Below are 14,103 nucleotides of genomic sequence, written 5' to 3' on the forward strand. Positions count from 1 at the left end.
ATTATACAGGATAGCGTAGGAAATAGCTAGAGGGGCGGGAAAATAAAAAAGCCTCCCTTGTCAAAGGGAGGCTCAGCTTCAGGCATTCGCTGCCCGTTTTGCAGCCGTCTTTCTGTGCAGCTGCTCGGAAAAAACCGTCATCAATACCAGCATCAGCAGCAGGACAAAGGGATAGAGCTTCATCGTGATATTCTGCGCCAGAACGCCGAAAAGCGGTGAAAGGAGCGTGCTGCCGGTGTAGGCGGCAGCCATCTGCAGGCCGGTCATTGACATGCTGAGATTCTTGCCGAAGTTGGACGGCGTCTCGTGAATGATGCTGGGGTAGATCGGTGCGCAGCCCAGTCCGGCGACCACAAGGCCAACCGGCAGCAGCGCATTGCCGAAGGGCAGCAGGATCAGCACAATACCCACGGCATTCAGAAGCTGTCCCATGCGGATCATCTGCTGATCGTTGAATTTCATCGTCAAAAAGCCGCTGAAAAACCGTCCGACTGTGATGCCTACGTAAAACAGGCTCGCCCAGCTGGCGGCGGTCATTGCGTCCAGACCGCGGGTCAGGGTGCAGTAACTGGCGGCCCACATACCGGCGATCCCCTCGACACCGCTGTAAAACGCAAAACAGAGCATTACCTCCGGCACACCGGGAACTTTCAGCAGTTCGGAAATCGTGCGGTGTTCCGGGGTAAACTCCTCCCCCGCTCCGGCGTCGGCGGGGGTCTGCCACAGCGGCAGGCTGAACAGCAGCAACGCCGTCAGCACAAACTGCAGAACGGACACTATGCGGTAGCCGTTCTGCCAGGTGCTGCCCGCCAGCGCCCAGCCCATGATGACCGGGCCGCCCGCCGCGCCGATGCCCCACATGCAGTGCAGCCAGCTCATGTGGCGGCTTTCATAGTGCAGGGCCACATAATTGTTCAGCGCGGCGTCCACACTGCCGGCACCCAGGCCATACGGTATAGCCCACAGGCAAAGCTGCCAGAACTGCGTGCAGGTCGAAAACCCAAACAGCGCCACGGCGGTGGTGGCGACGCTGAGCGCTGTGACCCTGCCGGTGCCGAGCTTATTGTTGAGCCAGTCGCTGGCCAGGCTGGACACGATGGTCCCGACGGAGATGATCATGGACACGCCGCCCGCCCAGGACACGCCCGCGCCGAGCTGCGGATACATGCTGGGCCACGCCGCGCCCAGCAGCGCGTCCGGCAGGCCCAGGCTGATGAACGCCAGATAGATGACCGGCAAAAGCAAAGATACCATACGAAAAACCTCTTGACTTTCTGTAGTTGTGATATTATGATTATATCATCAAATTGCGGAATATACAGGCACTAATTCCGCAAAATCTCGGTACAATTTCACCAAAAACGGAGGCAAGCAAGAAATGGCACTGTCGCTGTGCAGAACGACCGTGGACGATTCGGCGCGGGAGCTGATGGAGCATGGCACCGCCGCCTTCCCCATCGCCTGTTATCACGACGATTTGCAGGCCGAGCCCGTGCCGTGGCACTGGCACGAGGAATTGGAGGTACTGGTCGTCAGCGAGGGCATGATCTTGGCGACGGCAGGCGGCGAGAAATTCCGCTTGGAAAAGGGCGAGGGGCTGTTCATCAACGCAGGGGTGCTGCACGGCGACTGGCCGCTGAATGCGGGCAGCTGCCGCCTGCACAGCATGGTGTTCCACCCACGGCTGGTGGGCGGCAACCCGGACAGTGTGTTCTGGCAGAAATATCTGCAGCCGCTGCTGACCGACCCCAGCCGTCCCTGCGCCGTGCTGCGCCCCACGGTGGACTGGCAGCACGAGGCCATCGAGGACATGGAGCGGGCGTTCCGCGCGGTGGTGAACGAAATCCCCGGCTACGAGTTCAAGACCCGCGCGGCGCTGTCGGAGATGATCTTCCAGCTGGTCAGCCACGCTCCGGCGGTGCAGGCCATGCCGAAAAAGGCACTGCGCAACGCCGACCGCATCAAGACGATGCTGCAATTTATCCAAGAGCATTACGCCGAGGACATCTCGGTCGAACAGGTCGCGTCCAGTGCGTCCATCAGCCCCAGCGAGTGTCTGCGGTGCTTCCACGATATGATCGGCACGACACCGAATCAGTATCTGCGCGACCAACGCGCCCAGCGCGCGGCGGAGCTGCTGTGCGGCACGGGACTGCGGGTGACGGAAATCGCGATGCAGTGCGGTTTTCAGGACGCGAGCTACTTTGCCCGCGCCTTCCGTCAGGTCTACGGCTGCGGCCCGACGGAGTATCGCAGAAAAGCATGAAGGGAAAAATAAAACTACCGCCGTCAGTTCCCTGACGGCGGTAGTTATTTTATCGGGATTAACCGTTATTCTTGCGGGTCTTGATTTCGTCCACGACCTGGTTGATGAAAGCATCCAGATCCATCGTGGTGGTCTCGCCCTTGCGGTCACGGACGCTGATGTTGTTGGACTCGACCTCTTTTGCGCCCAGAACCAGCATATAGGGCACGCGGTCAACCTGCTGGGCCTGGCGGATCTTGTAGCCGATCTTCTCGTTGGACTCATCCAGCACAACGCGGACACCGGCGGCCTGCAGCTTGGCGGTGACGTCCTTCGCGTAGTCCAGCGTCTTTTCGCTGACGGGCAGGACCTTGACCTGCGTCGGGGCCAGCCAGGTCGGGAAACGGCCCTTCGTCTCCTCGATCAGGTAAGCCATGAAGCGGTCCAGAGAGCCAAGGATCGCGCGATGCAGCACGACGGGGGTCTTTTCGCTGCCGTCCTTGTCCACGTAGGTCAGGTGGAACTTGGCGGGCAGGCAGAAGTCCAGCTGGCAGGTGGACAGCGTGTACTCGGCGCCGACGGCGGGCTTGACGTTGACGTCCAGCTTCGGGCCGTAGAAGGCAGCCTCGCCGATCTCCTCGGTGAAGTGGATGCCCAGCTCGGTCAGAACCTCGCGCAGGGCGTTCTCGGCATGGTTCCACATGGCGTCGTCGTCATGGTACTTCTTCTTGTCGGCGGGGTCGCGCAGGGACAGCACGCAGCGATAATCCGTGATGTTGAAGTCCTTGTAGACGTCGAAAATCAGCGCGCAGACGTTGGCAACTTCGCTCTTGATCTGCTCGGGCGTGCAGAACAGGTGCGCGTCGTTCTGGCAGAAGTGGCGGCCACGCTCGATGCCCTTCAGTGTGCCGGAGGACTCATAGCGGAAGTCGTGGGCAATCTCGCCGATGCGGATGGGCAGCTGACGATAGCTGTGGGGCTGGTTGGCGTAGATCATCATGTGGTGGGGGCAGTTCATCGGGCGCAGGACGTAGCTCTCGCCCTCCATCTCCATAGCGGGGAACATGTTCTCGCGGTAGTGGTCCCAGTGGCCGGAGGTCTTGTACAGGTTCACGGTGCCGATGCAGGGGGTCATGACGTGCAGGTAGCCGCGCTCACGCTCCTTGCCCTTGATGTAATCCTCCAGCTGCTGCCAGACGGTGTAGCCGTTGGGCAGGAACATCGGCAGGCCGCGGCCGACGAGGTCGTCGGTCATGAACAGGCGCATCTCCTTGCCGATCTTGCGGTGGTCGCGCTCACGGGCCTCCTGCTGCTGCTTCTCCCAGGCGTCCAGCTCCTCCTGATTGCGGAAAGCCACGCCGTTGATGCGGGTCAGCATCTTGTTCTCTTTGTCGTTCTTCCAGTAAGCGCCGGACTGCTGGGTGATCTTGAACGCCTTCAGCGCCTTGGTGTAGCACAGGTGGGGTCCGATGCACATATCGACGTACTCGCCCTGCTGGTAGAAGCTGAACTCGGTCTCGTCGGCCAGGTCGGCGATATGCTCGATCTTGTAGTGCTCCTGACGCTCCTCCATCAGCTTGACAGCCTCGTCACGGGGCAGGATGAACGGCTTGATGGGAAGATTCTCCTTGCAGATCTTCTTCATCTCTTTTTCGATGGCGGCCAGGTCCTCGTCGGTCAGCTTGGTGTCGCCGAGGTCGACGTCATAGTAGAAGCCGTTCTCGGTGGCAGGGCCGAAGGCAAAGTCCGCCTGCGGGTAGAGGCGCTTGATGGCCTGCGCCATGATATGGGCAGCCGTGTGGCGCAGAACGTGCAGTTCTTCCTCCTGCGGGCACTCGGCGACGGTACCGTCCTTGTAGATGATCTTCATAATTGTACGCTCCTTTTGCAATTGCACAAAAATGCAAATAAAAAATGCTCCATCCCTCGCTTACAAAAGGGATGAAGCATATAGCTCCACGGTTCCACCCAAATTGCGCTTATGTCTTATATAAAAGGTAAGCGCCGCTCGTACCGGCTGTAACGGGCCGTACCCGGCGGAGGTTCGCCCCCGCGCTCGGCAGTGGTAAGGCTGCGGGCCGCTGCAAAACCGCTTGCACCACGCGGCGTACCGCGGCGGTTCTCTCTTGTGCAGGACCTCGCATCCCGTTTGTCTGCCTCATGGCTTTGTACAGGATGAAGTTAAGTTATTTATAGCACAAGTGCGGCTTTAAGTCAAGTAGAAAAATTTGGAATATTGAGGTTGTAGGGGCCGCACATGTGCGGCCCACAACGTAAAGGCAAGCAGGTGTCTGTCGTAAAGCTGCGGGCCGGGCATGCCCGGCCCCTACATTTATACCTCCGCCAGTTTGCACAAAAAACTTTCCACTCCCCTGCTCTGCCCATGTAAAACGCCGAAGTTATTAAATATACATTGACTTTACATATTTATGCAGTTATACTGTATACATCAACCAAGTGAGGGCTTGGGAAGGTACAAACATTTGAGATATATTGAATCGAGGAGATCATCATGAAAAAAATCACTGCTCTGATGCTCAGCTCCGCTATGATGCTGAGCCTGGCCGCCTGCGGCGGTTCCGCTTCCACCGAGACTGTTTCCAGCGAGGCTGCTTCTTCCGAGGCTGCATCCTCCGAGGCCGTTTCCACCGAGGAGGCCGCTTCTGCCGACGCTGCCGCGGTGACCACCGTCAACGCCGGCAAGCTGACGATGTCCACCAATGCCGCCTTCCCCCCGTATGAGATGACCACCGACAACGGTGATTTCGAGGGCATCGACATTGAGGTTGCGGGTGCCATTGCCAAGAAGCTCGGCCTGGAGCTGCAGGTCGACGACATGGACTTTGACGCCGCCCTGCTGGCCGCCCAGAACGGCAAGAGCGACATGGTCATGGCCGGTGTCACCGTCACCGACGAGCGCCTGAAGGTCATGGACTTCTCCGACACCTACGCCGAGGGCATCCAGTCCATCATCGTGCCTGAGGGCTCCGACATTGCCACTGCTGACGACCTGTCCGGCAAGGCCATCGGCACCCAGCGCGGCACCACCGGCTACCTCTACTGCACCGATGACTTCGGTGAGGAAAATGTCATCGCCTATGATGACGGTCTGACCGCTGTGCAGGCCCTGAACAACGGCCAGGTCGATGCCGTCGTCATCGACAATGCCCCCGCCCAGGAGTTCGTTGCGGCCAACCCCGGCCTGAAGATCCTTGACACCGCTTACGCCCAGGAAGATTACGCCATCGGCGTTGCCAAGGGCAACACCCAGCTGCTGGACGCCATCAACGGCGCTCTGGAGGAGTTGCAGGCTGACGGCACCCTGCAGGCCATCGTGGACAAGTACATCACCGCTGAATAAGCGCTTTGCAGCAAGCGGAAAGGCACGCCGGTATCCCGGCGCGCTTTTCTTTTATTTAGTGTGATTTTTCCCGGAAATATGGTATAATACAAATATCGCGCTGTAGGGGCCGCATATATGCGGCCCGCAACCTTCCCGCAGGCAAGAGTTTGCCGGAAAGCCGCGGGCCGGGCAGGCCCGGCCCCTACAGGTGTGCTGAATTCAAACAGAAAGAAAGGTTGTGTTGCGGATGGAAGCACAGTTTGAAGCGCTTTCGGAGCTGGTCAAGAACGGCCAGAAGCTGAACTTCGGGCAGGACTTCTTCGTAAAATTTTACCAGGCATTTCTCTACTCGGACCGCTGGCAGCAGTACATCAAGGGCGTGGGTACGACCCTGCTGGTCACGGCCATTGCACTGGTGCTGGGCGTTGTGCTGGGTGCCATCGTTGCCATGATCCGCGTGGGCTATGCCCAGCAGAAGCCCCACCACCGCAACCCGATTCTGGGGATTTTCAACGCAGTGGCGCAGGTGTATGTCACAGTCATCCGCGGCACGCCTATGATGGTCCAGCTGCTCATCATGAGCATGGTCATCTTCGCCAGCAGCCGCAACTTCACGATGGTCGGTGCGCTGGCGCTGGGCATCAACTCGGGCGCCTATGTGTCGGAGATCATCCGCGGCGGCCTCATGGCCGTCGACCCGGGCCAGATGGAGGCGGGACGCAGCCTCGGACTCAACTACATGACCACGATGTTCGAGATCATCATCCCGCAGGCCATTCGCTCCATCCTGCCTGCGCTGGGCAATGAGTTCATCATGCTGCTGAAGGACTCCTCGCTGATCACGGTCATCGGCGGCAAGGAACTGCTGTATGCCGCGCAGGGCATCATGAACCGTACCTATGAGCCGATGTTCCCGCTGCTCGGCGTGGCCGCGACCTATCTGGTGCTGGTCATGCTGTTCAGCGCGCTGCTTGCAAAATTTGAGAGGAGGCTGGCGCAAAGTGATAGACGTTAAAGGACTGCAGAAGAACTACGGCGGCCTGCAGGTGCTCAAGGGCGTGGACCTGACCATCAACAAGGGCGACTGCGTTGTGCTGGTCGGCCCCTCGGGCTGCGGAAAATCCACGTTCCTGCGCTGCCTGAACCGTCTGGAGGAGCCGGACGGCGGCCATGTCATCTTCAACGGCAAGGAAGTCACCGACCACGACATTGACCATGTGCGCCAGAAGATGGGTATGGTGTTCCAGCATTTCAACCTGTTCCCCCACCTGACGGTGAAGAAGAACATCACGCTGGCCCCCGTGCGTCTGGGCCTGATGAAGCAGCCCGAGGCCGACAAGAAAGCCATGGAGCTGCTGGAGCGCATCGGTCTGGCCGACAAGGCCGACACCTACCCCAACATGCTGTCCGGCGGGCAGAAGCAGCGCATTGCGATTGTGCGCGCGCTGGCCATGAACCCCGACGTGCTGCTGTTTGACGAGCCGACCTCCGCCCTTGACCCCGAGATGGTCGGAGAGGTTTTGGAGCTGATGAAGGAGCTGGCCCGCGGCGGCATGACGATGGTCTGCGTCACCCACGAGATGGGCTTTGCCCGCGAGGTCGCAAACCGCATCATCTTCATTGATGAGGGCATCGTCAAGGTCGATAAGCCGCCGAAGGAGTTCTTCGCCAACCCCGAAAATGAGCGCTTGAAGGCATTTTTGTCAAAGGTGCTGTAAATTTGTATAGAAAGCGGTCTGCCGATGGATTTTCGGCAGACCGCTTTTTTGCCTGCGGGGACGCCCCCCGGGCGGATATGGGATCCGCCCCTACGCTTTCACCGCGCACGATATTCTGCTGCTATTATATACGCCCCGGCAAGTTGATTCTTTGCGCAAAATGTGGTAAAATAGCACTATTACTATGGATAACTATGCAACCACGATTTTACACATAAGGAACAGGTATTTTTATGGCTGAAAATCTGCAAACCACCCGCCCGGCTGACGAGGGCTGGACTACGGTCATCCGGCCCAAGACCGGCTGGTTCGACATCGACCTGCAGGAGCTCTGGCGCTATCGCGACTTAATTATAATGTTCGTCAAGCGCAACTTTACTGTGCTGTACAAGCAGACGATCCTGGGCCCTGCGTGGATCATTCTGAACCCGCTCATCACCACCGTGATTTTCAACGTTGTGTTCGGCGGCATGGCCAACATGCCCACCGACGGCGTGCCCGGCTTTTTGTTCTACATGGCCGGCAATACGGTGTGGACCTTCTTTGCCAACTGCGTCAACAATACAGCCAATACGTTTGTGACAAACTCACAGATTTTTGGCAAGGTGTACTTCCCGCGCCTGACGATGCCGGTCAGCCAGGTGCTGACAAGCCTCATCAACTTCGGCATTCAGGCGGTCATGTACCTGATCTTCTGGGTGTACTTCTTTGCCACGGGCAGCGGCGTCACCTTTACGCTGTGGGTGCTGGCTGTGCCGTTCGTCGTGCTGGAGGTCATGCTGCTGGGCCTCGGCGTCGGCATCATCGTGTCGTCCTTAACGACGAAGTACCGCGATCTGGCGATTGCCGTCGGCTTCGGCGTGCAGCTCTGGATGTACGCCTCCCCCGTCGTCTATCCGCTGTCGATGCTGGACAACTCCCCGCGCCTGCGGGTGCTCGTTCAGCTCAACCCTATGACGTCGCCGATCGAGATTTTCCGCATGGCTACCTTGGGCACCGGCACGGTCACGACGTTCGGCATCGTGTACAGCCTGATTTTTACCGCTGCGGCGCTGGTTTTGGGCGTTGTGCTGTTCAGCCGCATTGAAAAGACCTTCATGGATACCGTGTAAGAAAGGGGCGCGTAACTATGTCTGCAAATGAAAAACGCCCTGTCATCGAGGTCACGGGGCTGAAAAAACAATACAAGCTCGGCCAGATCGGCGGCGGCACGCTGACCCACGACCTGCAAAGCTGGTGGGCCCGTGTGCGCGGCAAGGAGGACCCGAACACCGTCATCGGCACCGACCAGCGGCTGTTCGGCCAGACGTTTATGGCGTTGAACGGCGTTGACCTGACCGTCTATCAGGGTGAGGCACTGGGCATCATTGGCCGCAACGGCGCGGGCAAATCCACGCTGCTCAAGCTGCTCTCCCGCATCACCGCCCCCACCGAGGGCGAAATCAAGATCCGTGGCCGCGTGGCCTCGATGCTCGAGGTCGGCACCGGCTTCAACAACGAGATGACGGGCCGCGAGAACATTTATATGAACGGCGCGATTCTGGGCATGACCCGCGCCGAGATCGACGCAAAGCTGCCGCAGATCATTGAATTTTCCGAGTGCGGCGACTTCATCGACACACCTGTCAAGCGCTATTCCAGCGGCATGTTCGTCAAGCTGGCCTTCGCCGTGGCCGCGCATCTCGACAGCGAGATCATGGTCATGGATGAAGTTCTGGCCGTCGGCGATATGAAATTCCAGCAGAAATGCTTAGGGAAAATGAGCGACGTCGCCAATCAGGACGGGCGCACGGTGCTGTATGTCAGCCATAATATGTCGACCATTCGTCAGCTTTGCACCCGCTGCGTCGTGCTGGACAAGGGCAGGGTCATCTTTGACGGCGACGTGGAGCAGGCCATCGCGGTCTACATGGACACCACCGACGTCAACGTTGTCCACTACGACCTGGCCGACGTCGCCCGCATGACGGGCAGCGCGGGCAAGCGGTTCCGGCTGGAAACGCTGGATTTCGTCGGCAAGGAGTCGAGCGTGTTTGCCGATACCGAAAAGATGCGGGTGAAAATCACCTGGCGCGTTTCGGAGCCGTTCGCAGGCATCCACATGAAGATGAACCTCCACGCGCGGGATTCGACGCCCGTCGGCATCACCCATCCCGTCGACCTCGGCCCCGCCGAGCCGGGCAAAATCTACACCTCTGTGTTTGAATTTGACCCGAGTCTGCTGGGCGAGGGACAGTATTTCTTCTATCTCGACATTTTTGACGGCGCGCTGGCCCACGCGGTCTGCCTGGACAAGCCCGTGACCGAGTTCGCCTTTGAGGTGACGAACAGCGACCTGACGATGCCCGAGTGGGCGTCCGGCTGGGGCCGCATCCACTTCCCGCCCGTCAAGCTCGTGCAGGAGTAACGCATGAAACCGAATTTGTACATTTGCCACACCGCGTATCAGGTCTTGGTCGATCTGCTGCGGGCCGGGCGCTGCGCCGGCAAGCCCCACACGATGGTGCTCTCCGCCTCCGTGCCCGACACCGCCGCGCTGGCGGCACGTCTGGACGCGACGGGCGTGGTCAAGACTGTCCTTGTGGACGAGACGCGCTGGCCCGGGACCGTGACGGGGCTGTTTGCCCACCGGCGCGCGGCCCGCGCCTTTGAGAAGCTGTGCGGCTGGAAATTGAACCGTGCAGCGTTTGGAAATGTCTATATCCACAACGATTGGAGTGTGCTGGGCCGCTATTTGCAGGATTGCCGCGCCGGGTATATTCTGTGCGAGGACACGTTCGGCAGCACGCTCGGCCCTGACCAGCATCTTGTGACCGACCAGCGCACCGCAGCGGATTTTGCCGCGAAGCAGCGCGGAAAAGGCTACCTGTACTGGGGCGACAGCCCGTGGTGCGTCCGCGTCGAGAGTGAGGATGCCGCGCGGTGTACGCTGTTTTCGGCGGACCGCATGGCGACGGACAGCAAGGCCAAACTGTTAGAGAGCCTGACCGACGACGAAAAAGCGATGGTGCGCCGCGTATTTTTGACGCAGCCCCTGCCCGAGAAGGCAGACGGCGCGACGCTTTTGCTGCCCCGCAGCTTTGTGGCCGACGGGCTGATGACCCAAGCGGAGCAGGACGCGATGTTCAAAGCGGTGGCGGAAAAATACGCCGTTGGGCCGCTCTTTATCAAGACCCACCCGCGGGACACGACGGATTACGCCGCCCTGTTCCCCGATGCAGTCATTTTGGAGCGCACGATGCCCAGCGAGGTGCTGAACTTCTGCCTCCCCTTCCATTTCGCCCGTGCCGTCACCGTGCAGAGCTTCGTCCTGCGCGGCTTCACCGCGGCGGGTGAGAAGATCCTGCTGACGCTGGAGGAGGCGAGGAAACTGGTCTGATGCGCGGGGAAAACGGCATCCGGCCGGGAGGTTCTCTCCCTCCGGCGCTTCGCGCCACCTCCCTCGCAGAGGGAGGTCCTTTAGCCCCCTCTGCGAGGGGGCTCCGCCCGCAGGCGGTGGGGGAGAGAACCTTCCGCAGCCACAATGTAAAAAGGAAAAGCCACTATGCTCTACTATGACAAAAAGAATGTCCCGTTGGCGCGGCAGCTCCGCAAGAATATGACACCGTGGGAAAATAAGCTGTGGTATCAGTTTCTCCGCACCTTCACCCCGCGCTTCCAGCGCCAAAAGCCCATCGGCGGCTATATCGCTGATTTCTACTGCGCAAAAACAAGGCTTGTCATCGAGCTGGACGGGGCACAGCATTACACGCCCGAGCAACAGCAGACCGACAGTCTGCGCACAGAGTTTTTCGCACAGAACCATATCAGGGTTCTGCGGTTCACCAATTTGGACATAGACCGCCGCTTTGACGGCGTATGCCAAACGATAGAGGCGGCTGTTCAGGCCGCCGTGTAAGCGAGGTACACTCATGAAAACAATCGCTGTGATCCCGGCGCGTTACGCCAGTACCCGGATGCCGGGCAAGCCGCTGGCCGATGTGCTGGGCAAACCGATGATCTACTGGGTCTACAGGGCCGCCAGGGCCTGCCCGAAGCTGGACGATGTGCTCATCGCCACCGACGACGAGCGCATTGCCGACGCCTGCAAAACCTACGATATGCGGTATATTATGACCAGCCCCGACCACGACACCCCCACCGGGCGCATCTGGGAGGTCAGCACCGTCGAGGACGCCGACCTCTACCTGCAGCTCATGGGCGACGAGCCGCTGGTCAACCCCGCGGCGTTCGACCTGATCCTGCCTGAAACGCTGCCCGATGACCCCTATTACGTCGCGGTGCTGACGAACGTTATGGAGCACCCCGCCGACGTTATCGACTTCTCGAACCAAAAGGTCGTGACGAACGCCGCACGGGAGATTTTGCTGATTTCCCGCAGCCCCATCCCCTACCCCAAAGGCACGCTGGATTTCGAGTACGAGAAGGTCACCGGCATTCAGCTGTACAGCAAGCAGGCACTGAAATTCTACCATGATACGCCGAAATCCATCCTTGAAAAGGCCGAGGAAAACGACATGATGCGCTTTATCGAGAATGGCCACAAGGTACACGCCATCGTCAGCCCGTACAAGACGGTCAGCGTGGACACGCCGAAGGATCTGGCGCTGGTCAATGAAATTTTGAAGGAGAAGCAGCATGGCTGATATTAAACTGCTGGACTGCACCCTGCGCGACGGCGGCTATGTGAACAACTGGCAGTGGGGCTTCGGCTCGGCACGCCGCATCATCCAGACGCTGACCCGCGCGGGCGTGGACGTCGTCGAGGTCGGCTTTCTGCGCAATGTGGACGGCTACGACCCCGACGTGACGGTCTGCAACACGATTGAGGAGCTGAACCGTCTGCTGCCCGACGAGGGCCAGCGCGGCCACACGATGTACTCCGGCATGGCGATGCGCTCCAACTACGACATTGCCAAGCTGTCCCCCTACGACGGCCACGGCATTGAAATCATCCGTATCACCGCCCATGATTACGACATTAAGGACGGCATGGACTTTGCCCGCCGTATCAAAGAATTGGGCTACAAGGTCTCCATCAATCCCATCAACATCATGGGCTACAGCGACAAGGACCTGCTCTGGATCTTTGAGCAGGTCAACGAAATTCATCCGTGGCAGTTCTCCATTGTGGATACCTTCGGCAGCATGCGCCGCCGCGATCTGGAGCGCATCGTCAGCATGGCTGACCATAATTTAGCTCCGGACATCCGCCTGGCGCTGCACCTGCATGAGAACATGGCGCTTAGCTTCTGCCTGGCGCAGGAATTTCTCGACAAGCATCTGCGCCGCGACCTGGCTGTGGACGGCAGCCTGATGGGCATGGGCCGCATCCCCGGCAACCTGCCGATTGAGCTGATCGCCGACTATATGAACGAGTACTTCGGCGGCCACTACAACATTGACGACCTCATGGATGCCATTCAGGACCACATTGCGCCCATCAAGGGCAACTGCGCGTGGGGCTACACCCCGGCGTACTTCCTGTCGGCCAGGTTCAATCTGCACCGCAACTATGCCGAGCATTACCTTGGCAAGGGCGATCTGACGAACCGCGACATCAACCATATTCTGGCGGCCATCGCGCCAAACAAAAAGACTGTGTTTGATGCCGCCTACGCCGACACGCTCTACACCGAGTACAAGAACCGCCGCATCGACGACGCAGGCGCACTGGCCGCCCTGCAGAGGGCCTTTGCGGGCAAGACCGTGCTGGTGCTGGCCCCCGGCGGCAGCCTGGCTGCCGAGGCTGGCCGTGCCGCTGTAGCAGCCGCGCAGGCCGACGTGACAGTCTCGGCCAACTTTGTGCCGGATTTTGTGACGCCCGACTATGCGTTTTTCACGAACGCAAAACGCTTTGACGTGGATGCCGCCTACCCCTGCCCGCTGATCCTGACCAGCAACCTGCGCGCCGACAAGGACGCGGCGGTGGTCAACTATGACCGGCTGTCCGCCACCGACGCGCAGGGCGGCAACAGCGTGCTGATGCTGCTGCGTCTGCTGCGCCAGTGCGGCGCGGCGCGGGTGCTGCTGGCCGGTGCCGACGGCTACAGGCCGGGCACTGCCGCCTACGCGGACGAGGGCCTGCACACCCACACCGGGCGCGGCGCGGCCTACAATGCCCAGATGGCGGGGGCCATCCGCGCGGCGGGCCTGCCCGTGGAATTCATCACCCCCAGCGAGTACGAGAGGGCCTGACGATGATACGACTGCTGGTGCTGGACGTGGACGGCACGATGACCGACGGCGGCGTCTACTACGACGCCACCGGCAATGAGCTGAAGAAATTTGCCATCAAGGACGGCGCCGGGCTGGTGCTGGCGCGCACGGCGGGCATCCGCGTGATGATCTGCACCGGGCGCGAGTGCGAGGCCGTGCGCCGCCGCGCCGCAGATTTGAAAATCACCGACATCTACCAGAATGTTGGCAAAAAAGCCGCGTTCCTGCGGGATTTCATGGCTGAAAACGGCTACGCGCGGGACGATGTCGCCTACTGTGGCGACGACCTGAACGATCTGGCGGCCATGGCGCTGTGTGGCTTTGTGGCCTGCCCGGCGGATGCCGCGCCGGAGGTGCGGGCGCGTGCCGACTATATCTGCCCCCAGCGCGGCGGCGAGGGTGCCGTCCGCGGAGCGGTGGAGAAGATCCTGCGCGGGGACGGACGCTGGAACGACGCTGTGAAAAAGGCGTTTCAGGTGGAATTGTAACGCTAAACTTGCGGGCGGCTGTAGGGGTCGATGCTTGCATCGACCCGCGGGCGGATGCGGGCATCCGCCCCTACGGCCTAACGGAAGGAG

13 protein-coding genes are annotated in these 14,103 nt (G+C 60.1%); 11 read left to right on the plus strand and 2 right to left on the minus strand.

The annotated features are described in order from the left end of the window. Nucleotides 1-78: 78 nt before the first annotated feature. The gene (locus B5D32_RS00645; RefSeq protein WP_078783144.1) at nucleotides 79-1,254 is read right to left on the minus strand and encodes an MFS transporter; all 1,176 of its coding nucleotides are present in this window, start codon (nucleotides 1,252-1,254) and stop codon (nucleotides 79-81) included. A gap of 124 nt (nucleotides 1,255-1,378) precedes the next feature. Between B5D32_RS00645 and B5D32_RS00650 the strand changes: the two genes are divergently transcribed. Beyond that, nucleotides 1,379-2,266 carry an AraC family transcriptional regulator gene (locus tag B5D32_RS00650; protein ID WP_078783145.1) on the plus strand — a complete coding sequence of 296 codons (888 nt, stop codon included), beginning with the start codon at nucleotides 1,379-1,381 and terminating at the stop codon, nucleotides 2,264-2,266. Nucleotides 2,267-2,324: 58 nt separating this feature from the next. On the opposite strand, the gene thrS is transcribed toward B5D32_RS00650, so the two are convergent. Then, nucleotides 2,325-4,115: a threonine--tRNA ligase gene (gene thrS / locus B5D32_RS00655; RefSeq protein ID WP_078783146.1), complete on the minus strand. Its 1,791-nt coding sequence runs from the start codon at nucleotides 4,113-4,115 to the stop codon at nucleotides 2,325-2,327. 642 nt (nucleotides 4,116-4,757) lie between these two features. On the opposite strand from thrS, the gene B5D32_RS00660 reads away from it, so the two are divergent. The 10 genes from B5D32_RS00660 to B5D32_RS00705 all read left to right on the plus strand — a co-directional run bounded on the left by B5D32_RS00660 (nucleotide 4,758) and on the right by B5D32_RS00705 (nucleotide 14,013). Beyond that, complete coding sequence (locus B5D32_RS00660) at nucleotides 4,758-5,606, plus strand: ABC transporter substrate-binding protein (protein WP_078783147.1); 849 nt, start codon at nucleotides 4,758-4,760, stop codon at nucleotides 5,604-5,606. 229 nt (nucleotides 5,607-5,835) lie between these two features. Continuing rightward, a complete protein-coding gene (locus B5D32_RS00665; protein ID WP_078783148.1) occupies nucleotides 5,836-6,603 on the plus strand; it encodes an amino acid ABC transporter permease in 768 nt (255 codons plus the stop codon). After that, nucleotides 6,590-7,306, plus strand: coding sequence for an amino acid ABC transporter ATP-binding protein (locus B5D32_RS00670; RefSeq protein WP_078783149.1), 717 nt, complete (start codon nucleotides 6,590-6,592; stop codon nucleotides 7,304-7,306). The genes B5D32_RS00665 and B5D32_RS00670 overlap by 14 nt, the downstream gene beginning before the upstream one ends. A gap of 233 nt (nucleotides 7,307-7,539) precedes the next feature. Next, nucleotides 7,540-8,418: an ABC transporter permease gene (locus B5D32_RS00675; RefSeq protein ID WP_078783150.1), complete on the plus strand. Its 879-nt coding sequence runs from the start codon at nucleotides 7,540-7,542 to the stop codon at nucleotides 8,416-8,418. Between the two features lie 17 nt (nucleotides 8,419-8,435). Continuing rightward, nucleotides 8,436-9,713, plus strand: a complete 1,278-nt coding sequence (locus tag B5D32_RS00680; RefSeq protein ID WP_078783151.1) for an ABC transporter ATP-binding protein — start codon at nucleotides 8,436-8,438, stop codon at nucleotides 9,711-9,713. A 3-nt stretch (nucleotides 9,714-9,716) separates the two neighbouring features. Then, complete coding sequence (locus tag B5D32_RS00685; protein ID WP_078783152.1) at nucleotides 9,717-10,685, plus strand: glycosyltransferase family 52; 969 nt, start codon at nucleotides 9,717-9,719, stop codon at nucleotides 10,683-10,685. A 165-nt stretch (nucleotides 10,686-10,850) separates the two neighbouring features. Next, nucleotides 10,851-11,204, plus strand: coding sequence for an endonuclease domain-containing protein (locus tag B5D32_RS00690; RefSeq protein ID WP_078783153.1), 354 nt, complete (start codon nucleotides 10,851-10,853; stop codon nucleotides 11,202-11,204). A 13-nt stretch (nucleotides 11,205-11,217) separates the two neighbouring features. Beyond that, nucleotides 11,218-11,952, plus strand: a complete 735-nt coding sequence (locus tag B5D32_RS00695) for a 3-deoxy-manno-octulosonate cytidylyltransferase (RefSeq protein ID WP_078783154.1) — start codon at nucleotides 11,218-11,220, stop codon at nucleotides 11,950-11,952. Beyond that, entirely contained in the window at nucleotides 11,945-13,504 is a 1,560-nt protein-coding gene (locus B5D32_RS00700) for an aldolase catalytic domain-containing protein (RefSeq protein WP_078783155.1), read from the plus strand. The genes B5D32_RS00695 and B5D32_RS00700 overlap by 8 nt, the downstream gene beginning before the upstream one ends. Nucleotides 13,505-13,506: 2 nt before the next feature. Then, on the plus strand, nucleotides 13,507-14,013 hold the full coding sequence (locus B5D32_RS00705) for a KdsC family phosphatase (protein ID WP_078783156.1): 507 nt from the start codon (nucleotides 13,507-13,509) through the stop codon (nucleotides 14,011-14,013). The last annotated feature ends 90 nt before the right edge of the window (nucleotides 14,014-14,103 follow it).

Origin of the sequence: Gemmiger formicilis (assembly GCF_900167555.1) — a bacterium.
GTDB classification, from domain to species: domain Bacteria; phylum Bacillota; class Clostridia; order Oscillospirales; family Ruminococcaceae; genus Gemmiger; species Gemmiger formicilis.